The organism is Tabrizicola soli (assembly GCF_015999335.1).
GTDB classification, from domain to species: Bacteria; Pseudomonadota; Alphaproteobacteria; order Rhodobacterales; family Rhodobacteraceae; genus Tabrizicola; species Tabrizicola soli.
In genome coordinates this window covers 23,042-36,641 of sequence record NZ_JAEACP010000003.1, presented here as the reverse complement: position 1 = coordinate 36,641, position 13,600 = coordinate 23,042, and the positions used below count along the sequence as shown (strand labels likewise).

The window sequence follows — 13,600 nt, the reverse complement described above, 5'->3', positions numbered from 1 at the left end:
CGGATGGAAAATGCCGGGCCTCTCGGCCCGGCATCGTGATCACTCGGCCGCCATCTTCCGGGCGGCGAGGCCGTCGATATAGGCCACGCATTCATCGACGGTGTGGACGTCGCCGAACTTGGCGTCGATGTCGAAGAGGTTCCACGCCACCGCGCCCGGCACCCGGTCGCCGATCGCCTCCTTGACCGCGATGGTGCGGAAGCCGTCGGCGATGCCGTCGCAGATCGTCTGGCGGACGCAGGCGCAGGCGGTCACGCCGGTCACCAGGATCGTGTCCACGTTGTTGGCGCGCAGGATGCCGGCCAGTTCGGTGCCGTGGAAGGACGAGGCCCGCTTCTTCAGCAGGGTATATTCGCCCTCGACCGGAGCGATGCGGCTGTCGATGGCCCAGAGGTCCTTGTTCTTGATGTCCACCACATCGACCGGGATCTTGTTGTGCCACAGGCCCATGTCGGTGAAATCGGCGTTGCGGTCGGTGATCTCGTAGGCGGTGGTGACGTGCACGACCGGCAGATGCGCGGCGCGGAACGCCTTCAGCAGCTTCTGCATGCCGGGGATGATCTCATTGTCCATCTTCTCCTGGTCGCAGGTGAAGGGGTTGCCGGGCCGGGTCCAGGCGTTGGCGAGGTCCACGCTGATCAGCGCAGGGCGGGTGCCGAAGCCCACACGGCGCTGGAAGCCGCGCTCCTTGTACAGCTTGCTTGCCGTGTCGAAGGCCTGCTGCAAGAGCCGGTCGAGTTCCTTTGCGTCAACGTCGCTCATCTTCATCTCCTGATGTTCTTTGATGCGGCACACGCCTTGCGGCCTGCCAAGGGGGTGAGCTGCCGGAACCCTGTTATCCTTGGGTTCGGCGGCCCTGTAACAGAATGTGACAGGCGGATTGACCGCTGTGAAATGACGATGCATCGTTTATTGATGCATGTTGTGCATCAGTGCCGCCGCCGGTGGAGGATCGGAAGGAACCATGAAGAACCTGCCCGGACTGGAGAACGTCCAGACTTTTCTTGCACTTGCGCAGGACCTGAATTTCCGCCGCACGGCCGAGCGGCTGCATCTGGACCAGTCCGCCCTGAGCCGCCGGATCCAGAAGCTGGAGCAGGGCCTCGGCTTCCGGCTGCTCGACCGCACGACCCGCGAGGTGTCGCTGACCCAGGCGGGGCAGAGATTCTACCAGGACAATGCCGAGGTGATGCGCAGCTATGACGAGGCGATCCGCGCGGCGCGCAGCGTGGCCGAGGGCAAGTCCGGCCTTCTGCGCGTGGCCTACATGGCCTTTGCCGCGACCGAGCTGATGCCCTCGGCCATGCTGCGCTTCCGGCAGGCCCATCCGCATATCGAGGTCCGCCTGGAATATATCCGCACCCAGGGCCAGAAGATCGCGCTGGCCAATGGCGACGTGGACATCGGCTATATGATCGGACCCTTCGATCACCCGGATTTCCATGCGCTCCAGCTGTCGTCGGAGCCGCTTTATGTCGTCACGCCGCGCAGCCATCCGCTTCTCCTGCGTCCCAAGATAGTTCCGGCCGACCTGGCCGGCCAGCCGGTCATCCTGGGCAACATGCGCGAATGGGAGGAATACCGCTGGCGGTTGAACGATCTGTTCTCGGCCGAGGGGATCGCGCTGGATGTGGCGCTGGAGGCGTCGAACACGCTGGCGCTGAACGGTCTGGTCGCGGCGGGGCTGGGGATCACGATCTATCCGGAAAGCCTGATCGGCTTTCTCGGCCGCAATGTCGAGGTGCGCCAGGTGATGCACCCTTCCTTCCGCAGCCGGACCGTTCTGGTCTGGAAACGGTCGAACAGGTCGCCCCAGGTCCAGGCCTTCGTGCAGGTGGCCAAGCAGATCGGGCTGCAGGCGTCGTGAGGGCAGGGGCGGCCGCGGGGCCGCCCCTGTCATCGTCCGGGATCGCTCACTCGGCCGCGTCAGCGTAGCTTTCCAGCGGCGGGCAGGAGCAGATCAGATGCCGGTCGCCATAGACGTTGTCGACGCGGTTGACCGGCGACCAGTACTTGTCCACCCGGAAGGCGCCCGGCGGGAAGCAGGCGGCCTCGCGGCTGTAGGGTCGGTTCCAGTCGCCGACGAGGTCCTCCACCGTATGCGGCGCGCGCTTCAGCGGGTTGTCCCCGGCGTCGAGCTTGCCCTCGGCCACGGCTTCCACCTCGGCCGCGATGCCCAGCATGGCGGTGATGAAGCGGTCGAGCTCGGCCTTGGGCTCGCTTTCCGTCGGCTCGACCATCAGCGTGCCGGCGACCGGCCAGCTCATCGTGGGGGCGTGGAACCCGCAATCGACCAGGCGCTTGGCGATGTCGTCCACGGTGATCCCGGCGCGGTCCTTCATCCCGCGGGTGTCGAGGATGCATTCGTGCGCAACCCGGCCATCCGCGGAATAGAGGATCGGATAGGCCGCCTTCAGCCGGTTGGCGATGTAGTTGGCGTTCAGGATCGCCACCTTGGTCGCCTGGGTCAGCCCCTCGCCCCCCATCAGCAGGCAATAGGCCCAGGAGATGAGCAGGATCGAGGCCGAGCCATAGGGCGCCGAGGATACCGCCCCGCCGTCCGCGACCAGCGGATTGCCGGGCAGGTGCGGGGCGAGGTGGGCCTTCACGCCGATCGGGCCCATGCCGGGGCCGCCGCCGCCATGCGGGATGGCGAAGGTCTTGTGCAGGTTCAGGTGGCTGACGTCCGAGCCGATGTCGCCGGGGCGCGAGAGGCCCACCATGGCGTTCATGTTGGCGCCGTCCAGGTAGACCTGGCCGCCGTGCCGGTGGGTGATCTCGCAGATCTCGCGCGCGGTGGTCTCGAAGACGCCGTGGGTCGAGGGGTAGGTGATCATGCAGGCGGCGAGGTTCGCCGAATGCTGTTCCGCCTTGGCGCGGAAGTCGTCCATGTCGATGTCGCCGTTTTCGGCGACACGCACGACCACCACCTTCATGCCCACCATCTGCGCCGAGGCCGGGTTGGTGCCATGCGCCGAGGTCGGGATCAGGCAGACATCGCGATGGCCTTCGCCGCGGGCGCGGTGCCAGGCCTGGATGGTCAGAAGGCCGGCATATTCGCCCTGCGCGCCCGAGTTCGGCTGCATCGAGAAGGCGTCATAGCCGGTCACGAGGCAGAGCTTCGCTTCCAGATCGCGCAGCATCTCGGCATAGCCCCGGGTCTGCGTATCGGGGGCGAAGGGGTGGACGTCGGCGAATTCCGGCCAGCTCAGCGCCATCATCTCGGCGGTGGCGTTCAGCTTCATGGTGCAGGAGCCGAGCGGGATCATCGCCCGGTCCAGCGCCAGGTCGCGATCGGCCAGACGGCGCATGTAGCGGGTCATCTCGGCCTCGGCCCGGTTCATGTGGAAGACCGGATGGGTCAGGTAGTCCGATGTCCGCACCAGGCCCTCGGGCAGGCGGTAGTCGTGGGTCAGGTCATCGTCGCGACGCTCGATCCCGAAGGCGCGCCAGATCGCCTCGGTATGGGCGCGGGTGGCGCGTTCGTCGAAGCTGATGCCGATCCTGGTGGCGCCGACGCGGCGCAGGTTGATGCCCTCGGCCTCGGCCGATTTCAGGATCGCGCCCTGCACCGCGCCCACGTCGACGGTGATCGTGTCGAAGAAGGCCGCGGGTTCCACCTTGAAGCCCTGCGCTTCCAGCCCCTTGGCCAGGCGCACCGTCTTGCGGTGGATGCGTTCGGCGATGCCCCGCAGCCCGTCGGGGCCGTGGAAGACGGCATACATGCTGGCCATGACCGCCAGCAGCGCCTGCGCGGTGCAGACGTTGGAGGTGGCCCTCTCGCGGCGGATGTGCTGCTCGCGGGTCTGCAACGACAGCCGGTAGGCGCGGTTGCCGCGGGCGTCGATCGAGACGCCGACGATCCGGCCCGGCATGTTGCGCTTCAGCGCATCCTTGACGGCCATGTAGGCGGCGTGCGGGCCGCCATAGCCCATCGGCACGCCGAAGCGCTGGGTCGAGCCGATGGCGATATCCGCCCCCATCTCGCCCGGGGCCTTCAGCACGCAGAGCGCCAGCGGGTCGGCGGCGACGCAGGCCAGGGCGCCGGCGGCGTGCAGGCTGGCGATGACGGCGGTGAAGTCATGCACATGGCCACAGGTGCCGGGATACTGGAAGAGGGCGCCGAAGACGGCGGACGGGTCCAGGTCGGTGAAGGGGTTGCCCAGGATGACGGACCAGCCCAGCGCTTCGGCCCGGGTCCTGACCACGGCGATGGTCTGCGGGTGGCAGTCCTGGTCGACGAAGAAGGCGGTGGCCTTCGACCTGGCCGACCGCTGGCAGAGCGCCACCGCCTCGGCCGCCGCGGTGCCTTCGTCGAGGAGCGAGGCGTTGGCCACGTCCAGCGCGGTCAGGTCGGCGATCATGGTCTGGTAGTTCAGCAGCGCCTCGAGGCGGCCCTGGCTGATCTCGGGCTGGTAGGGGGTGTAGGCGCTATACCAGGCCGGGTTCTCGAAGATGTTGCGCTGGATCGGTGGCGGGGTGACCGTGCCGTGATAACCTTGGCCGATGAACGAGGTCATCACCCGGTTCTGGTCGGCAACGCTGCGCAGCCTGGCCAGCACCGCCTGTTCCGACAGCGCCTTGCCCCAGGCCAGCGGGGTCTTCAGGCGGATGTCGTCGGGGACGATCTCGTTGATCAGCGCATCCAGGCTGGACGCGCCGACCGCCTTCAGCATCTCGGCCATCTCGGCGGGCGAGGGGCCGATGTGACGCCGGTTGGCGAAGTCATAGGGCGCGTAGACGGTTTCCTTGTAGCTCATCGCTTCCCCCTCAGCCCACCAGCGCCAGATAGGCGGCTTCGTCCATCAGCGCCTCGGCCTCGGCCGGGTTCGCGAGCTTGAGCTTGTAGAACCAGCCCGCGCCCTGCGGATCGGCATTGACGATGGCGGGGTCGTTCACGATCGCCTCGTTGACCTCCAGCACCTCGCCGTCCAGCGGGCAGTAGACGTCCGAGGCGGCCTTCACGGATTCGACCGTGGCGGCGGAATCGTTCCTGGCCAGCGCCGCGCCGACCTGGGGCAGGTCGACGAAGACGAGATCGCCCAGCTGCTCGACGGCGTGGCTGGTGATGCCGACGGTGGCGACGCCGTCCGCAATGCTCAGCCATTCGTGGTCTTCGGTATATTTCAGCATGGATCAGGTCCTCAGCGCTTGTAACGGGGGGTGATGAAGGGAAGGTCGGCGACGGTGACGGGCAGCCGCTTGCCGCGGAGTTCGGCGAAAAGCCGGGTGCCGGACTGTGCGAGCGCGGTCGCGACATAGCCCATGGCGACCGGGGTCTCGGTGGTGGGGCCGAAGCCGCCCGAGGTGATCTGGCCGACCGGCGTGGTCGAGGTCTCGTCGGCGAAGAGCGCGGTGCCGCCACGGATCGGGGCGCGGCCCTCGGGCGCGATGCCGACGCGGCGGCGGGGGGCGCCCTGGTCGAACTCGGCCAGGATCACATCGGCGCCGGGGAAGCCGCCGGCGCGGGTGCCGCCGCTGCGGCGGACCTTCTGCACCGCCCATTCCAGCGCGGCGGCGACCGGGGTGGTTGTGGTGTCGATGTCGTTGCCGTAAAGGCAAAGCCCGGCTTCCAGCCGCAGGCTGTCGCGCGCGCCAAGGCCGATGGGCTGCACATCGGGGTTTTCCAGGAGCTTGCGGACAAGAGCCACGGCCGTATCCGCCGGGACCGAGACCTCATAGCCGTCCTCGCCGGAATAGCCCGAGCGCGAGACGATGCAGTCCACGCCCAGGATACGGACGCCGCGGACGTCCATGAAGGCCATGGCGGCGACCTCGGGGGCCAGCGCGGAAAGGGCGGCCTCGGCCTCGGGGCCCTGCAGGGCGACCAGCGCGCGATCGGTCAGCTCGACCACCTCGCAGAGGTCGGACAGATGCGTGCGCATATGCGCCACGTCCTGTTCCTTGCACGAGGCGTTGACCACGACGTAGAGGTGATCGCCCCGGTTGGCGACCATCAGGTCATCAAGGATCCCGCCCCGCGCATCGGTGAACAGGGCATACCGCTGGCGACCGGGCTTCACGCCAAGGATGTCGACCGGCACCAGACGCTCCAGCGCCAGGGCCGCGTCCTCGACCTTGCCGGATTTCGGGCGCAGGAGAACCTGGCCCATGTGGCTGACGTCGAAGAGTCCGGCCCTGGCGCGGGTGTGCAGGTGTTCCTTCATCACGCCGGGAGCGAACTGGACCGGCATCTCGTAGCCGGCGAAGCCCACCATCTTGCCGCCAAGCTCGATGTTCAGCGCGGTCAGCGGGGTGGTCTTGAGGCTTGTGGTGTCAAGCATTCGGGTTCTCCATGGCAGGGGTCTGGGCGCGGCGGGCGGCTTGCAGGCGGGCAAAGTCGGCGCCGGCGTGGAAGGAGGAGCGGGTCATCGGCGTGGCCGAGACGGCGAGGAAGCCCTTGGATCGCGCCATCTCGGCGATGCGGCGGAACTCCTCGGGCGGCACGAAGCGGTCGACCTTGTGGTGCTGCGGGGTCGGTTGCAGGTACTGGCCGACGGTGATGAAATCGACGCCCGCCGCGCGCATGTCGTCCATCACCTGCCGCAGTTCCTCGAAGCTCTCGCCGAGGCCGACCATCAGGCCGGATTTGGTGAAGCCTTGCGGATTGCGGCGCTTGGCGTCGTCCAGAAGGCGCAGCGACTGGTAATAGCGCGCGCCGGGCCGGACCGAGGGATAGAGCCGCGGCACACATTCGAGGTTGTGGTTGAAGACGTCCGGCGCGGCATCGACAACCACGGTCCAAGCGGTGCCCTTGTGCAGGAAGTCGGGGACCAGCACTTCGATCGTGGTTGTCGGGTTCTGGTGGCGCACGGCGCGGATGGTCCGGGCGAAATGCGCCGCCCCGCCATCGTCCAGATCGTCGCGGTCGACAGAGGTGATCACCACATGGTTGAGGCCGAGCTTCGCCACCGCCTGCGCCACGCGGCCGGGCTCGAACGCGTCCAGCGCGTCGGGCTTGCCGGTGGCGACGTTGCAGAACGAGCAGCCGCGGGTGCAGGTCTCGCCCATGATCATCATGGTGGCGTGGCGGTTCGACCAGCACTCGCCCCGGTTCGGGCAGGCGGCCTCCTCGCAGACGGTCGACAGCGCATTGGCCTTCAGGATGCGGCGGGTCTCGCCGTATTCCGGGCTTTCGGCGCGCGAGACGCGGATCCAGCTCGGCTTGCGCGCGGTCTCCTGCGCGGGGCGATGCGCCTTTTCGGGGTGGCGCAGGCGTTCGGGAAAGTCCTTCATCCGTGCCTCCTTCAGGCGTGCAGCGGCTTGCCGAGCGCGGCGAGGCAGGCTTCCTTGACCGCCTCGGCCATGCCGGGATGGGCGTGCGAGGAGCCGGCGACCTGCGCCAGCGTCGCGCCGGTGGACATGGCGAGGACCAGGGGCTGGATCAGCTCGCCCGCGTTGCGGCCGATGATATGCGCGCCGAGGATGCCGCCGGTGTCCGGGCAGCCCAGCACCTTGACCAGCCCGTCGGTCGCGGCCATCGCCCGGGCGCGGCCATTGGCGATGAACTGGAACTTGCCGCTGACATGGGCGCGGCCCGCGTCCTTCAGCGCCTCCTCGGTGGCGCCGAGGCTGGCGATCTCGGGCGCGGTGTAGACCACGCCCGGCACCTGCGAATAGTCCGGCGCGGGGTGGGCCTGGCCCGCCAGCGCCTCGACGGCGGCGATGCCGTCCTCTTCCGCCTTGTGGGCCAGCATCGGGCCGGGAACCACGTCGCCGATGGCAAGGATGCCGGGCACATCGGTGCGGAACTGCCCGTCCACGGCGATGAAGCCGCGCGGGTCCAGCGTCACGCCCAGGGCTTCAAGCCCCAGGCCCGAGGTGCGGGGGCGGCGGCCGATGGCGACCAGCACGGCATCGGCCTCAAGGGTTTCCGTTGCGCCAGTGTCGCGGCGTTCCAGCGTGACCACGGCCTTGGCCCCCTCGCGCGCCACCGAGGCCTTGCGGCCCAGCTGGAAGGCCAGCCCCTGGCGCTGCAGCAGGCGCTGCGCGGTCTTGGCGATCTCGCCATCGGCGCCGGGCAGGATGCGGTCGAGGTATTCGACGACCGTCACCCTGGCCCCCAGCCGCGACCAGACCTGGCCAAGCTCCAGCCCGATCACGCCCGCGCCGATCACCACCAGATGCCCCGGCACCTGCGGCAGCGACAGCGCGCCGGTCGAGGACAGGATCACCTCCTCGTCCACCGTCACGCCGGGCAGGCCGGCCGGGTCCGAGCCGGTGGCGATCAGGATGGTCTTCGCGCCGACGGTCTCGTCCCCGACCTGCACCCGGCCGGGGGCGGGGATCGTGCCACGGCCGTTCAGCCATTCGACGCCGTTCTTCTTGAACAGGTGCGCGATGCCCTTGGTCAGGTCGCCCACCACCTTGTCCTTGCGCGCCATCATCGCGCCAAGGTCGAAGCCGGCCTCGCCCAGCGAGATGCCGTGGCCGGCGAGGTGCTTCAGCTCGGCCCAGTGTTCGGACGAGGAGAGGAGCGCCTTCGAAGGGATGCAGCCTACGTTCAGGCAGGTCCCGCCCAGGGTGGCACGTTCCTCGACGCAGGCGACGGTCAGGCCCAGCTGCGCGGCGCGGATCGCGGCGACATAGCCGCCGGGGCCGGCGCCGATGACGACAAGATCGAATTCACGCATGATCGGCCCCGTAGATCGGGGAGCGGCGGCAGAGCTGCAGCACCTGCTCGCGGACGCGGGCCTCGACGGCGGCGTCGCCTTCGGGCGACTTGCGCAGCGCGTCGAGCACGTCGCCGATCAGCCCGCCGATCTGGCGGAACTCCTCGACGCCGAAGCCACGGCTGCACCCGGCGGCGGTGCCCAGGCGGATGCCCGAGGTGACGGCAGGCTTTTCCGGATCGTCCGGCACGCCGTTCTTGTTGCAGGTGATGCCCGCCCGCTCCAGCGCCTCGGCGGCGGCATTGCCCTTGACGCCGAGGGGGCGCAGGTCGACGAGCATCAGGTGGTTGTCGGTCCCGCCCGAGACGATCGCCGCCCCGCGCGCCACCAGCACCTCGGCCAAGGCGGCGGAACTGGCGACGACATTGCCGATATAATCCTTGAACGAGGGTTGCAGCGCCTCGAGGAAGGCCACGGCCTTGGCGGCGATGACATGCATCAGCGGGCCGCCCTGCAGGCCGGGGAAGACGGCCGCGTTGATCTTCTTGGCGAGATCCGCGTCATTGGTCAGGATGATCCCGCCCCGAGGCCCGCGCAGGGTCTTGTGGGTGGTCGAGGTCACGACATGGGCGTGCGGCATCGGGCTGGGGTGGTGCCCCGTCGCGACCAGCCCGGCGATATGGGCCATGTCGACCAGAAGCCAGGCGCCGGCCTTGTCGGCGATGGCGCGGAAGCGGGCGAAGTCGATCACGCGGGAATAGGCCGAAGCCCCGGCGATGATCAGCTTCGGCTTCTCGGCAAGGGCCAGTTCCTCGACCCGGTCATAGTCGATGCGGCCGTCCGCCCCGAGGCCATAGGCCAGGGCCCGGAACCACTTGCCCGACAAGGCGGGCCTTGCCCCATGGGTCAGGTGGCCGCCGGCATCGAGGCTCATGCCCAGGATGGTGTCGCCGGGTTGCAGGAGCGCGAGCTTCACCGCGCCGTTGGCCTGCGCGCCGGAATGGGGCTGCACATTGGCGTATTGCGCGCCGAACAGCTGCTTCAGCCGGTCGATGGCCAGCTGTTCGACCACGTCGACATGGGCGCAGCCGCCGTAATAGCGCTTTCCGGGATAGCCTTCGGCATATTTGTTGGTCAGGACCGAGCCCTGCGCCTGCATCACGCGCTGGCTGGCGTGATTCTCCGAGGCGATCAGCTCGATCTGGTCTTCCTGGCGGTGGCGTTCGGCCTCGAGCGCGGTCCAGAGCGCGGGGTCGAAGGCGGCGATATCCTGGGCGTTGAACATGCGCGGCTCCTGCTGGGAGGGGGAAGGGGACCGGCACCGCGGCGCGCGCGGTGCCGGATGGGGTCAGACGCTGGCCGCGTCGTCCTCGGCCAGATCGTGCTGGAAGGCCTCGTACTGCTTGAGGTGGCGCGGCTGGCGGCGCACGACCAGCCAGGCGAGTCCGAGGGCCACGAACCACAGCGGAGTCACCAGAAGCGCCTGCAGCGTGTCGGGCTGCTGGGTCAGCGCCCAGAGGATGAAGCCGAAGAAGGCAAGCACGGCCCAGCACATCGGCACGCCGCCGGGCATCTTGAACTTCGACACCTCATGCTGGTGCGGCCGCTTGCGGCGGTAGGCCATGTAGCTGAACAGGATCATCGTCCAGACGAACATGAACAGAAGCGCCGAGATCGTCGTCACCAGGGTGAAGGCGGCCAAAACCGTCTCGCCCGAGAACAGGAGGAACAGCGAGGCCAGGAGGAACATGCAGGAGAACAGCAGCGCGTTCACCGGCACATGGCGGCTGCTGAGATGGCCGAACATCGCCGGGGCGTCGCCTTCCTGCGCCAGGCCGAAGACCATGCGCGAGGTCGAGTAGATGCCGGAGTTGGCCGAGGAGGCCGCCGAGGTCAGCACGACGAAGTTCACCACCGAAGCCGCGATGCCGAGGCCCGCGAGGGCGAACATCGAGACGAAGGGGCTCTGGCCCGGCGAGATCTCGCGCCAGGGGGTCACGGCCATGATCGCGGTCAGGGCGCCGACGTAGAACAGCAGCACCCGGATCGGGATGGCGCGGATCGCGCGCGGCAGGGTCTTTTCCGGGTCGCGCGCCTCGGCGGCGGTGGTGCCGACAAGCTCGATGCCGACGAAGGCGAAGACCGCGATCTGGAAGCCCGCGACAAAGCCCATGAAGCCGGTCGGGAACATGCCGCCGTCATTCCACAGGTTGGAGAGTTTCGCCTCGGCCCCGTTCGGCGCGGCGAAGCCGCGCAGGACCATGGCCGCGCCGACGATCACCAGGGCGGCAATGGCGAGGATCTTGATGATGGCGAACCAGAATTCCATCTCGCCGAAGGCCTTGACCGAGGGCAGGTTCAGCAGGAGGAGAAGCACGATCGTCGCCAGCGCCGGGATCCAGAGCTGGAGATCGGGCCACCAGAACGAGATGTAGCCGGTGATCGCCACGATGTCGGCGATGCCGGTGACGATCCAGCAGAACCAGTAGGTCCAGCCGACGAAGAAGCCGGCCCAGGGACCGATCAGGTCGGCGGCGAAATCGGCGAAGGACTTGTAGTGCAGGTTGGAGAGCAGGATCTCGCCCATCGCCCGCATCACGAAATACAGGAAGAAGCCGATGATCATGTAGACGAAGATGACCGAAGGCCCGGCAAGCGAGATCGTCTTGCCCGAGCCCATGAACAGCCCGGTCCCGATCGCGCCGCCGATGGCGATGAGCTGGATGTGACGGTTGCTCAGGTTGCGCTCGAGATGGTCTTCCCTGGCGATATGCGGCGCGGCGGCGCCCTGCTGGCTGTGCGAAATGGTCATGCCTGGCTGCCATTCTCCAGGCCGGGGCGGGTAACAGTTTTCATGGGCATTCTCCTCTCACGTTCCGATAGCCTCCCAGACGGGCGGAACAGGCAAAGCCTTCCTGCCGCCCGCCGGCGGCGGGCGCAGGATTCCTGCTGGGGGTCGTCCTCCTCGACAGTCCGCGTCGGGCTACCGGGTGATCGGCTTGGCAACGGGCCTGCTGCTTTCGGCAGGTCCAAGGCCGGAAGGCCGCCTCACGTTCGATTTCGAAGCCAGGTTCGGACGGCCGCAGATAGACAGCAGAAAGTTTCATTTGGAAAATTCATTCTTCTTATCTTAGCATGAGCCATGCTTATGCTGAGGCAGCCATGCAGAACATTCCGACCGACCTGTTGCGGACCTTCGTGAAGGTCATGGACTGCGGCAGTTTCACCCTGGCGGCCGCGCTGGTGGGCCGCACGCAATCGGCGGTCAGCCTGCAGATCCGGCGGCTGGAGGAGATCGTGGATGTCCAGCTTTTCCAACGCTCTGCGCATAAGCTGAACCTGACCGAGGAAGGCCGGTCGCTGGCGAACTACGCCCGCCGGATCCTGGCGCTGAACGACGAGGCGCTGATGAACCTGCGCCAGTCGGAGGTCGCCGGGCGTGTCCGGCTGGGGGCGCCGCACGAATACACCGCCTCGCTTCTGCCCGAGTTCCTGGGCAAGTTCGCGCAGACCCACCCGAACGTCATGCTCGAGGTGACGAGCGACCTGAGCAAGACCCTGCTGCGCGCCCAGCAGGAGGGCGAGTTCGATCTGGTCATCGCGCTGCACGAGGATTCGGCCCCCGACGGCGGCCGTCCGATCCATACCGAGCCCCTGGTCTGGGTCGGCGGCGAGGATCATGCCAGCCATCTGCAGAGCCCCTTGCCCCTGGTGCTGGCCCCGCCGCCCTGCATCTATCGCAGCCGGATGCTGCAGGGGCTGAACCAGGCGGAGCGCCTGTCGCGGATCGTCTATATCAGTTCGAGCTACAACGGCATCTCGGCTGCCGTGCGCGCCGGAATCGGGGTTACCCTCATGGCGGAAAGCACCATCCCCTCGGGGATCCGCACCCTGACCGAACGGGACGGATTGCCGAACCTGGGCCAGCTGGAATTGCGCCTGCATCGCGCGGCCGGCAACCGTTCCGAGGCGCTGCTGCGGCTTGAGGACTACATCGCCGGCAGCTTCGCCAAATCCTATTCGCCGCCAAGCCTGGCGCGGGGCGACTGAGGAAAGAGCCGCCCGAAGGCGGCCCCGAAGGTCTCAGGCGGCGATCTTCCCGATCGCGGTGCGGGCCTGGGCGACCACGTCGCCGCCGAACAGCACCGCGTCGGCCGCGATGAATTCCACCTCGGTGATGCCGAAGAAGCCCAGCATGTGGCGGACATAGCCCGAGGCGAAGTCGATCGCCGAGCCGATCTTGGTGCCGTCCGAGGCCATGGCGATGATCGCGCGCTTGCCGGTCAGAAGGCCGACGGGCCCGGTTTCGGTGTAGTTGAAGGTCTCGCCCTTGCGGGCCAGATGGTCGAACCAGCTTTTCAGGGTTGCGGGCACGCCAAAGTTGTAGACCGGCAGCGCGATGACCAGCACGTCGGCCGCGCGGACCTCGGCCAGAAGCTCGTCCGAGAAGGCGGCGATCCGGGCCTGCTCGGCGTCGCGGGCCTCGGCCGGGGTGAAGACGGCGCCGATCCAGTCGGCGGTGATCAGCGGCACGCCGCCGGAGAGATCGCGAAGCGTGACGGTCGCGTCACCGGAAGCGGTCAGGCGGTCGACGATGCGGTCGGTCAGATCGCGGGAGACCGAGTTTTCGCCCTTGATCGAGCTTTCGATGCGCAGAATTTTGGTCATGGCGGATATCCTGGAGTTCGGGGTTGCAGAGGCGAGATGCCTCTCGCGATGCCCGCACGCAAGGCCGCGCCAAGCACCGATATTGTGCGAAAATACAGGGATGCTTTTGTCGGGCCGCCCCTGCATCCCCGCTTCGCCTCGAACAATGGCGAGATCGTCCGTACCGCCATCCGCATCGTCCATCCGTCGCACAAGGACGCCGTGGCCGCGCTGCGGGCCTTTCTCGAATTCGCGCCGCGGATGGAATACATCTGGACAGGTCGATCAAATCCGCGCCAGCGTCTTGCGCGGGTCCCCGGCTGCATTTAACGGAGAGCCGC

The 13,600-nt window shown here is 67.8% G+C and carries 12 protein-coding genes; 3 read left to right on the top strand and 9 right to left on the bottom strand.

Annotated features, from left to right (window positions below):
* Nucleotides 1-39: 39 nt before the first annotated feature.
* Nucleotides 40-762, bottom strand: coding sequence for an isochorismatase family protein (locus I7S92_RS03365; protein ID WP_197642069.1), 723 nt, complete (start codon nucleotides 760-762; stop codon nucleotides 40-42).
* 202 nt (nucleotides 763-964) lie between these two features.
* Between I7S92_RS03365 and I7S92_RS03360 the strand changes: the two genes are divergently transcribed.
* Complete coding sequence (locus I7S92_RS03360) at nucleotides 965-1,867, top strand: LysR family transcriptional regulator (RefSeq protein ID WP_197642068.1); 903 nt, start codon at nucleotides 965-967, stop codon at nucleotides 1,865-1,867.
* Between the two features lie 46 nt (nucleotides 1,868-1,913).
* Here the strand turns inward: I7S92_RS03360 and gcvP are convergent, their stop codons facing one another.
* The 7 genes from gcvP to cycA form a co-directional block, all read right to left on the bottom strand.
* Nucleotides 1,914-4,760: an aminomethyl-transferring glycine dehydrogenase gene (gcvP, locus tag I7S92_RS03355; protein WP_197642067.1), complete on the bottom strand. Its 2,847-nt coding sequence runs from the start codon at nucleotides 4,758-4,760 to the stop codon at nucleotides 1,914-1,916.
* A gap of 10 nt (nucleotides 4,761-4,770) precedes the next feature.
* A complete protein-coding gene (gene gcvH, locus I7S92_RS03350) occupies nucleotides 4,771-5,130 on the bottom strand; it encodes a glycine cleavage system protein GcvH (protein ID WP_197642250.1) in 360 nt (119 codons plus the stop codon).
* Between the two features lie 14 nt (nucleotides 5,131-5,144).
* Complete coding sequence (gene gcvT / locus I7S92_RS03345; RefSeq protein WP_197642066.1) at nucleotides 5,145-6,284, bottom strand: glycine cleavage system aminomethyltransferase GcvT; 1,140 nt, start codon at nucleotides 6,282-6,284, stop codon at nucleotides 5,145-5,147.
* A complete protein-coding gene (gene lipA, locus I7S92_RS03340; RefSeq protein ID WP_197642065.1) occupies nucleotides 6,277-7,236 on the bottom strand; it encodes a lipoyl synthase in 960 nt (319 codons plus the stop codon). Before lipA ends, gcvT begins: the two co-directional genes overlap by 8 nt.
* A gap of 11 nt (nucleotides 7,237-7,247) precedes the next feature.
* Nucleotides 7,248-8,633: a dihydrolipoyl dehydrogenase gene (lpdA, locus tag I7S92_RS03335; RefSeq protein WP_197642064.1), complete on the bottom strand. Its 1,386-nt coding sequence runs from the start codon at nucleotides 8,631-8,633 to the stop codon at nucleotides 7,248-7,250.
* Entirely contained in the window at nucleotides 8,626-9,897 is a 1,272-nt protein-coding gene (glyA, locus tag I7S92_RS03330) for a serine hydroxymethyltransferase (RefSeq protein WP_197642063.1), read from the bottom strand. Before glyA ends, lpdA begins: the two co-directional genes overlap by 8 nt.
* A gap of 63 nt (nucleotides 9,898-9,960) precedes the next feature.
* The gene (gene cycA, locus I7S92_RS03325; RefSeq protein WP_197642062.1) at nucleotides 9,961-11,424 is read right to left on the bottom strand and encodes a D-serine/D-alanine/glycine transporter; all 1,464 of its coding nucleotides are present in this window, start codon (nucleotides 11,422-11,424) and stop codon (nucleotides 9,961-9,963) included.
* Between the two features lie 350 nt (nucleotides 11,425-11,774).
* Here cycA and I7S92_RS03320 point away from each other — a divergent pair, with 350 nt between their 5' ends.
* Complete coding sequence (locus I7S92_RS03320) at nucleotides 11,775-12,662, top strand: LysR substrate-binding domain-containing protein (protein ID WP_197642061.1); 888 nt, start codon at nucleotides 11,775-11,777, stop codon at nucleotides 12,660-12,662.
* Nucleotides 12,663-12,695: 33 nt separating this feature from the next.
* Here the strand turns inward: I7S92_RS03320 and I7S92_RS03315 are convergent, their stop codons facing one another.
* Entirely contained in the window at nucleotides 12,696-13,280 is a 585-nt protein-coding gene (locus I7S92_RS03315; protein ID WP_197642060.1) for an FMN-dependent NADH-azoreductase, read from the bottom strand.
* 84 nt (nucleotides 13,281-13,364) lie between these two features.
* Between I7S92_RS03315 and I7S92_RS03310 the strand changes: the two genes are divergently transcribed.
* The gene (locus tag I7S92_RS03310; RefSeq protein WP_197642059.1) at nucleotides 13,365-13,589 is read left to right on the top strand and encodes a hypothetical protein; all 225 of its coding nucleotides are present in this window, start codon (nucleotides 13,365-13,367) and stop codon (nucleotides 13,587-13,589) included.
* Nucleotides 13,590-13,600 lie beyond the last annotated feature (11 nt).

Excerpts from the sequence above, each read along its gene's own strand:
- cycA (WP_197642062.1), bottom strand. The coding sequence starts at position 11,424 with ATGACCATTTCGCACAGCCAGCAGGGCGCCGCCGCGCCGCATATCGCC.
- I7S92_RS03320 (WP_197642061.1), top strand. The coding sequence starts at position 11,775 with ATGCAGAACATTCCGACCGACCTGTTGCGGACCTTCGTGAAGGTCATG.
- glyA (WP_197642063.1), bottom strand. The coding sequence starts at position 9,897 with ATGTTCAACGCCCAGGATATCGCCGCCTTCGACCCCGCGCTCTGGACC.
- lpdA (WP_197642064.1), bottom strand. The coding sequence starts at position 8,633 with ATGCGTGAATTCGATCTTGTCGTCATCGGCGCCGGCCCCGGCGGCTAT.
- I7S92_RS03315 (WP_197642060.1), bottom strand. The coding sequence starts at position 13,280 with ATGACCAAAATTCTGCGCATCGAAAGCTCGATCAAGGGCGAAAACTCG.
- gcvT (WP_197642066.1), bottom strand. The coding sequence starts at position 6,284 with ATGCTTGACACCACAAGCCTCAAGACCACCCCGCTGACCGCGCTGAAC.
- I7S92_RS03360 (WP_197642068.1), top strand. The coding sequence starts at position 965 with ATGAAGAACCTGCCCGGACTGGAGAACGTCCAGACTTTTCTTGCACTT.
- lipA (WP_197642065.1), bottom strand. The coding sequence starts at position 7,236 with ATGAAGGACTTTCCCGAACGCCTGCGCCACCCCGAAAAGGCGCATCGC.
- gcvP (WP_197642067.1), bottom strand. The coding sequence starts at position 4,760 with ATGAGCTACAAGGAAACCGTCTACGCGCCCTATGACTTCGCCAACCGG.
- I7S92_RS03365 (WP_197642069.1), bottom strand. The coding sequence starts at position 762 with ATGAGCGACGTTGACGCAAAGGAACTCGACCGGCTCTTGCAGCAGGCC.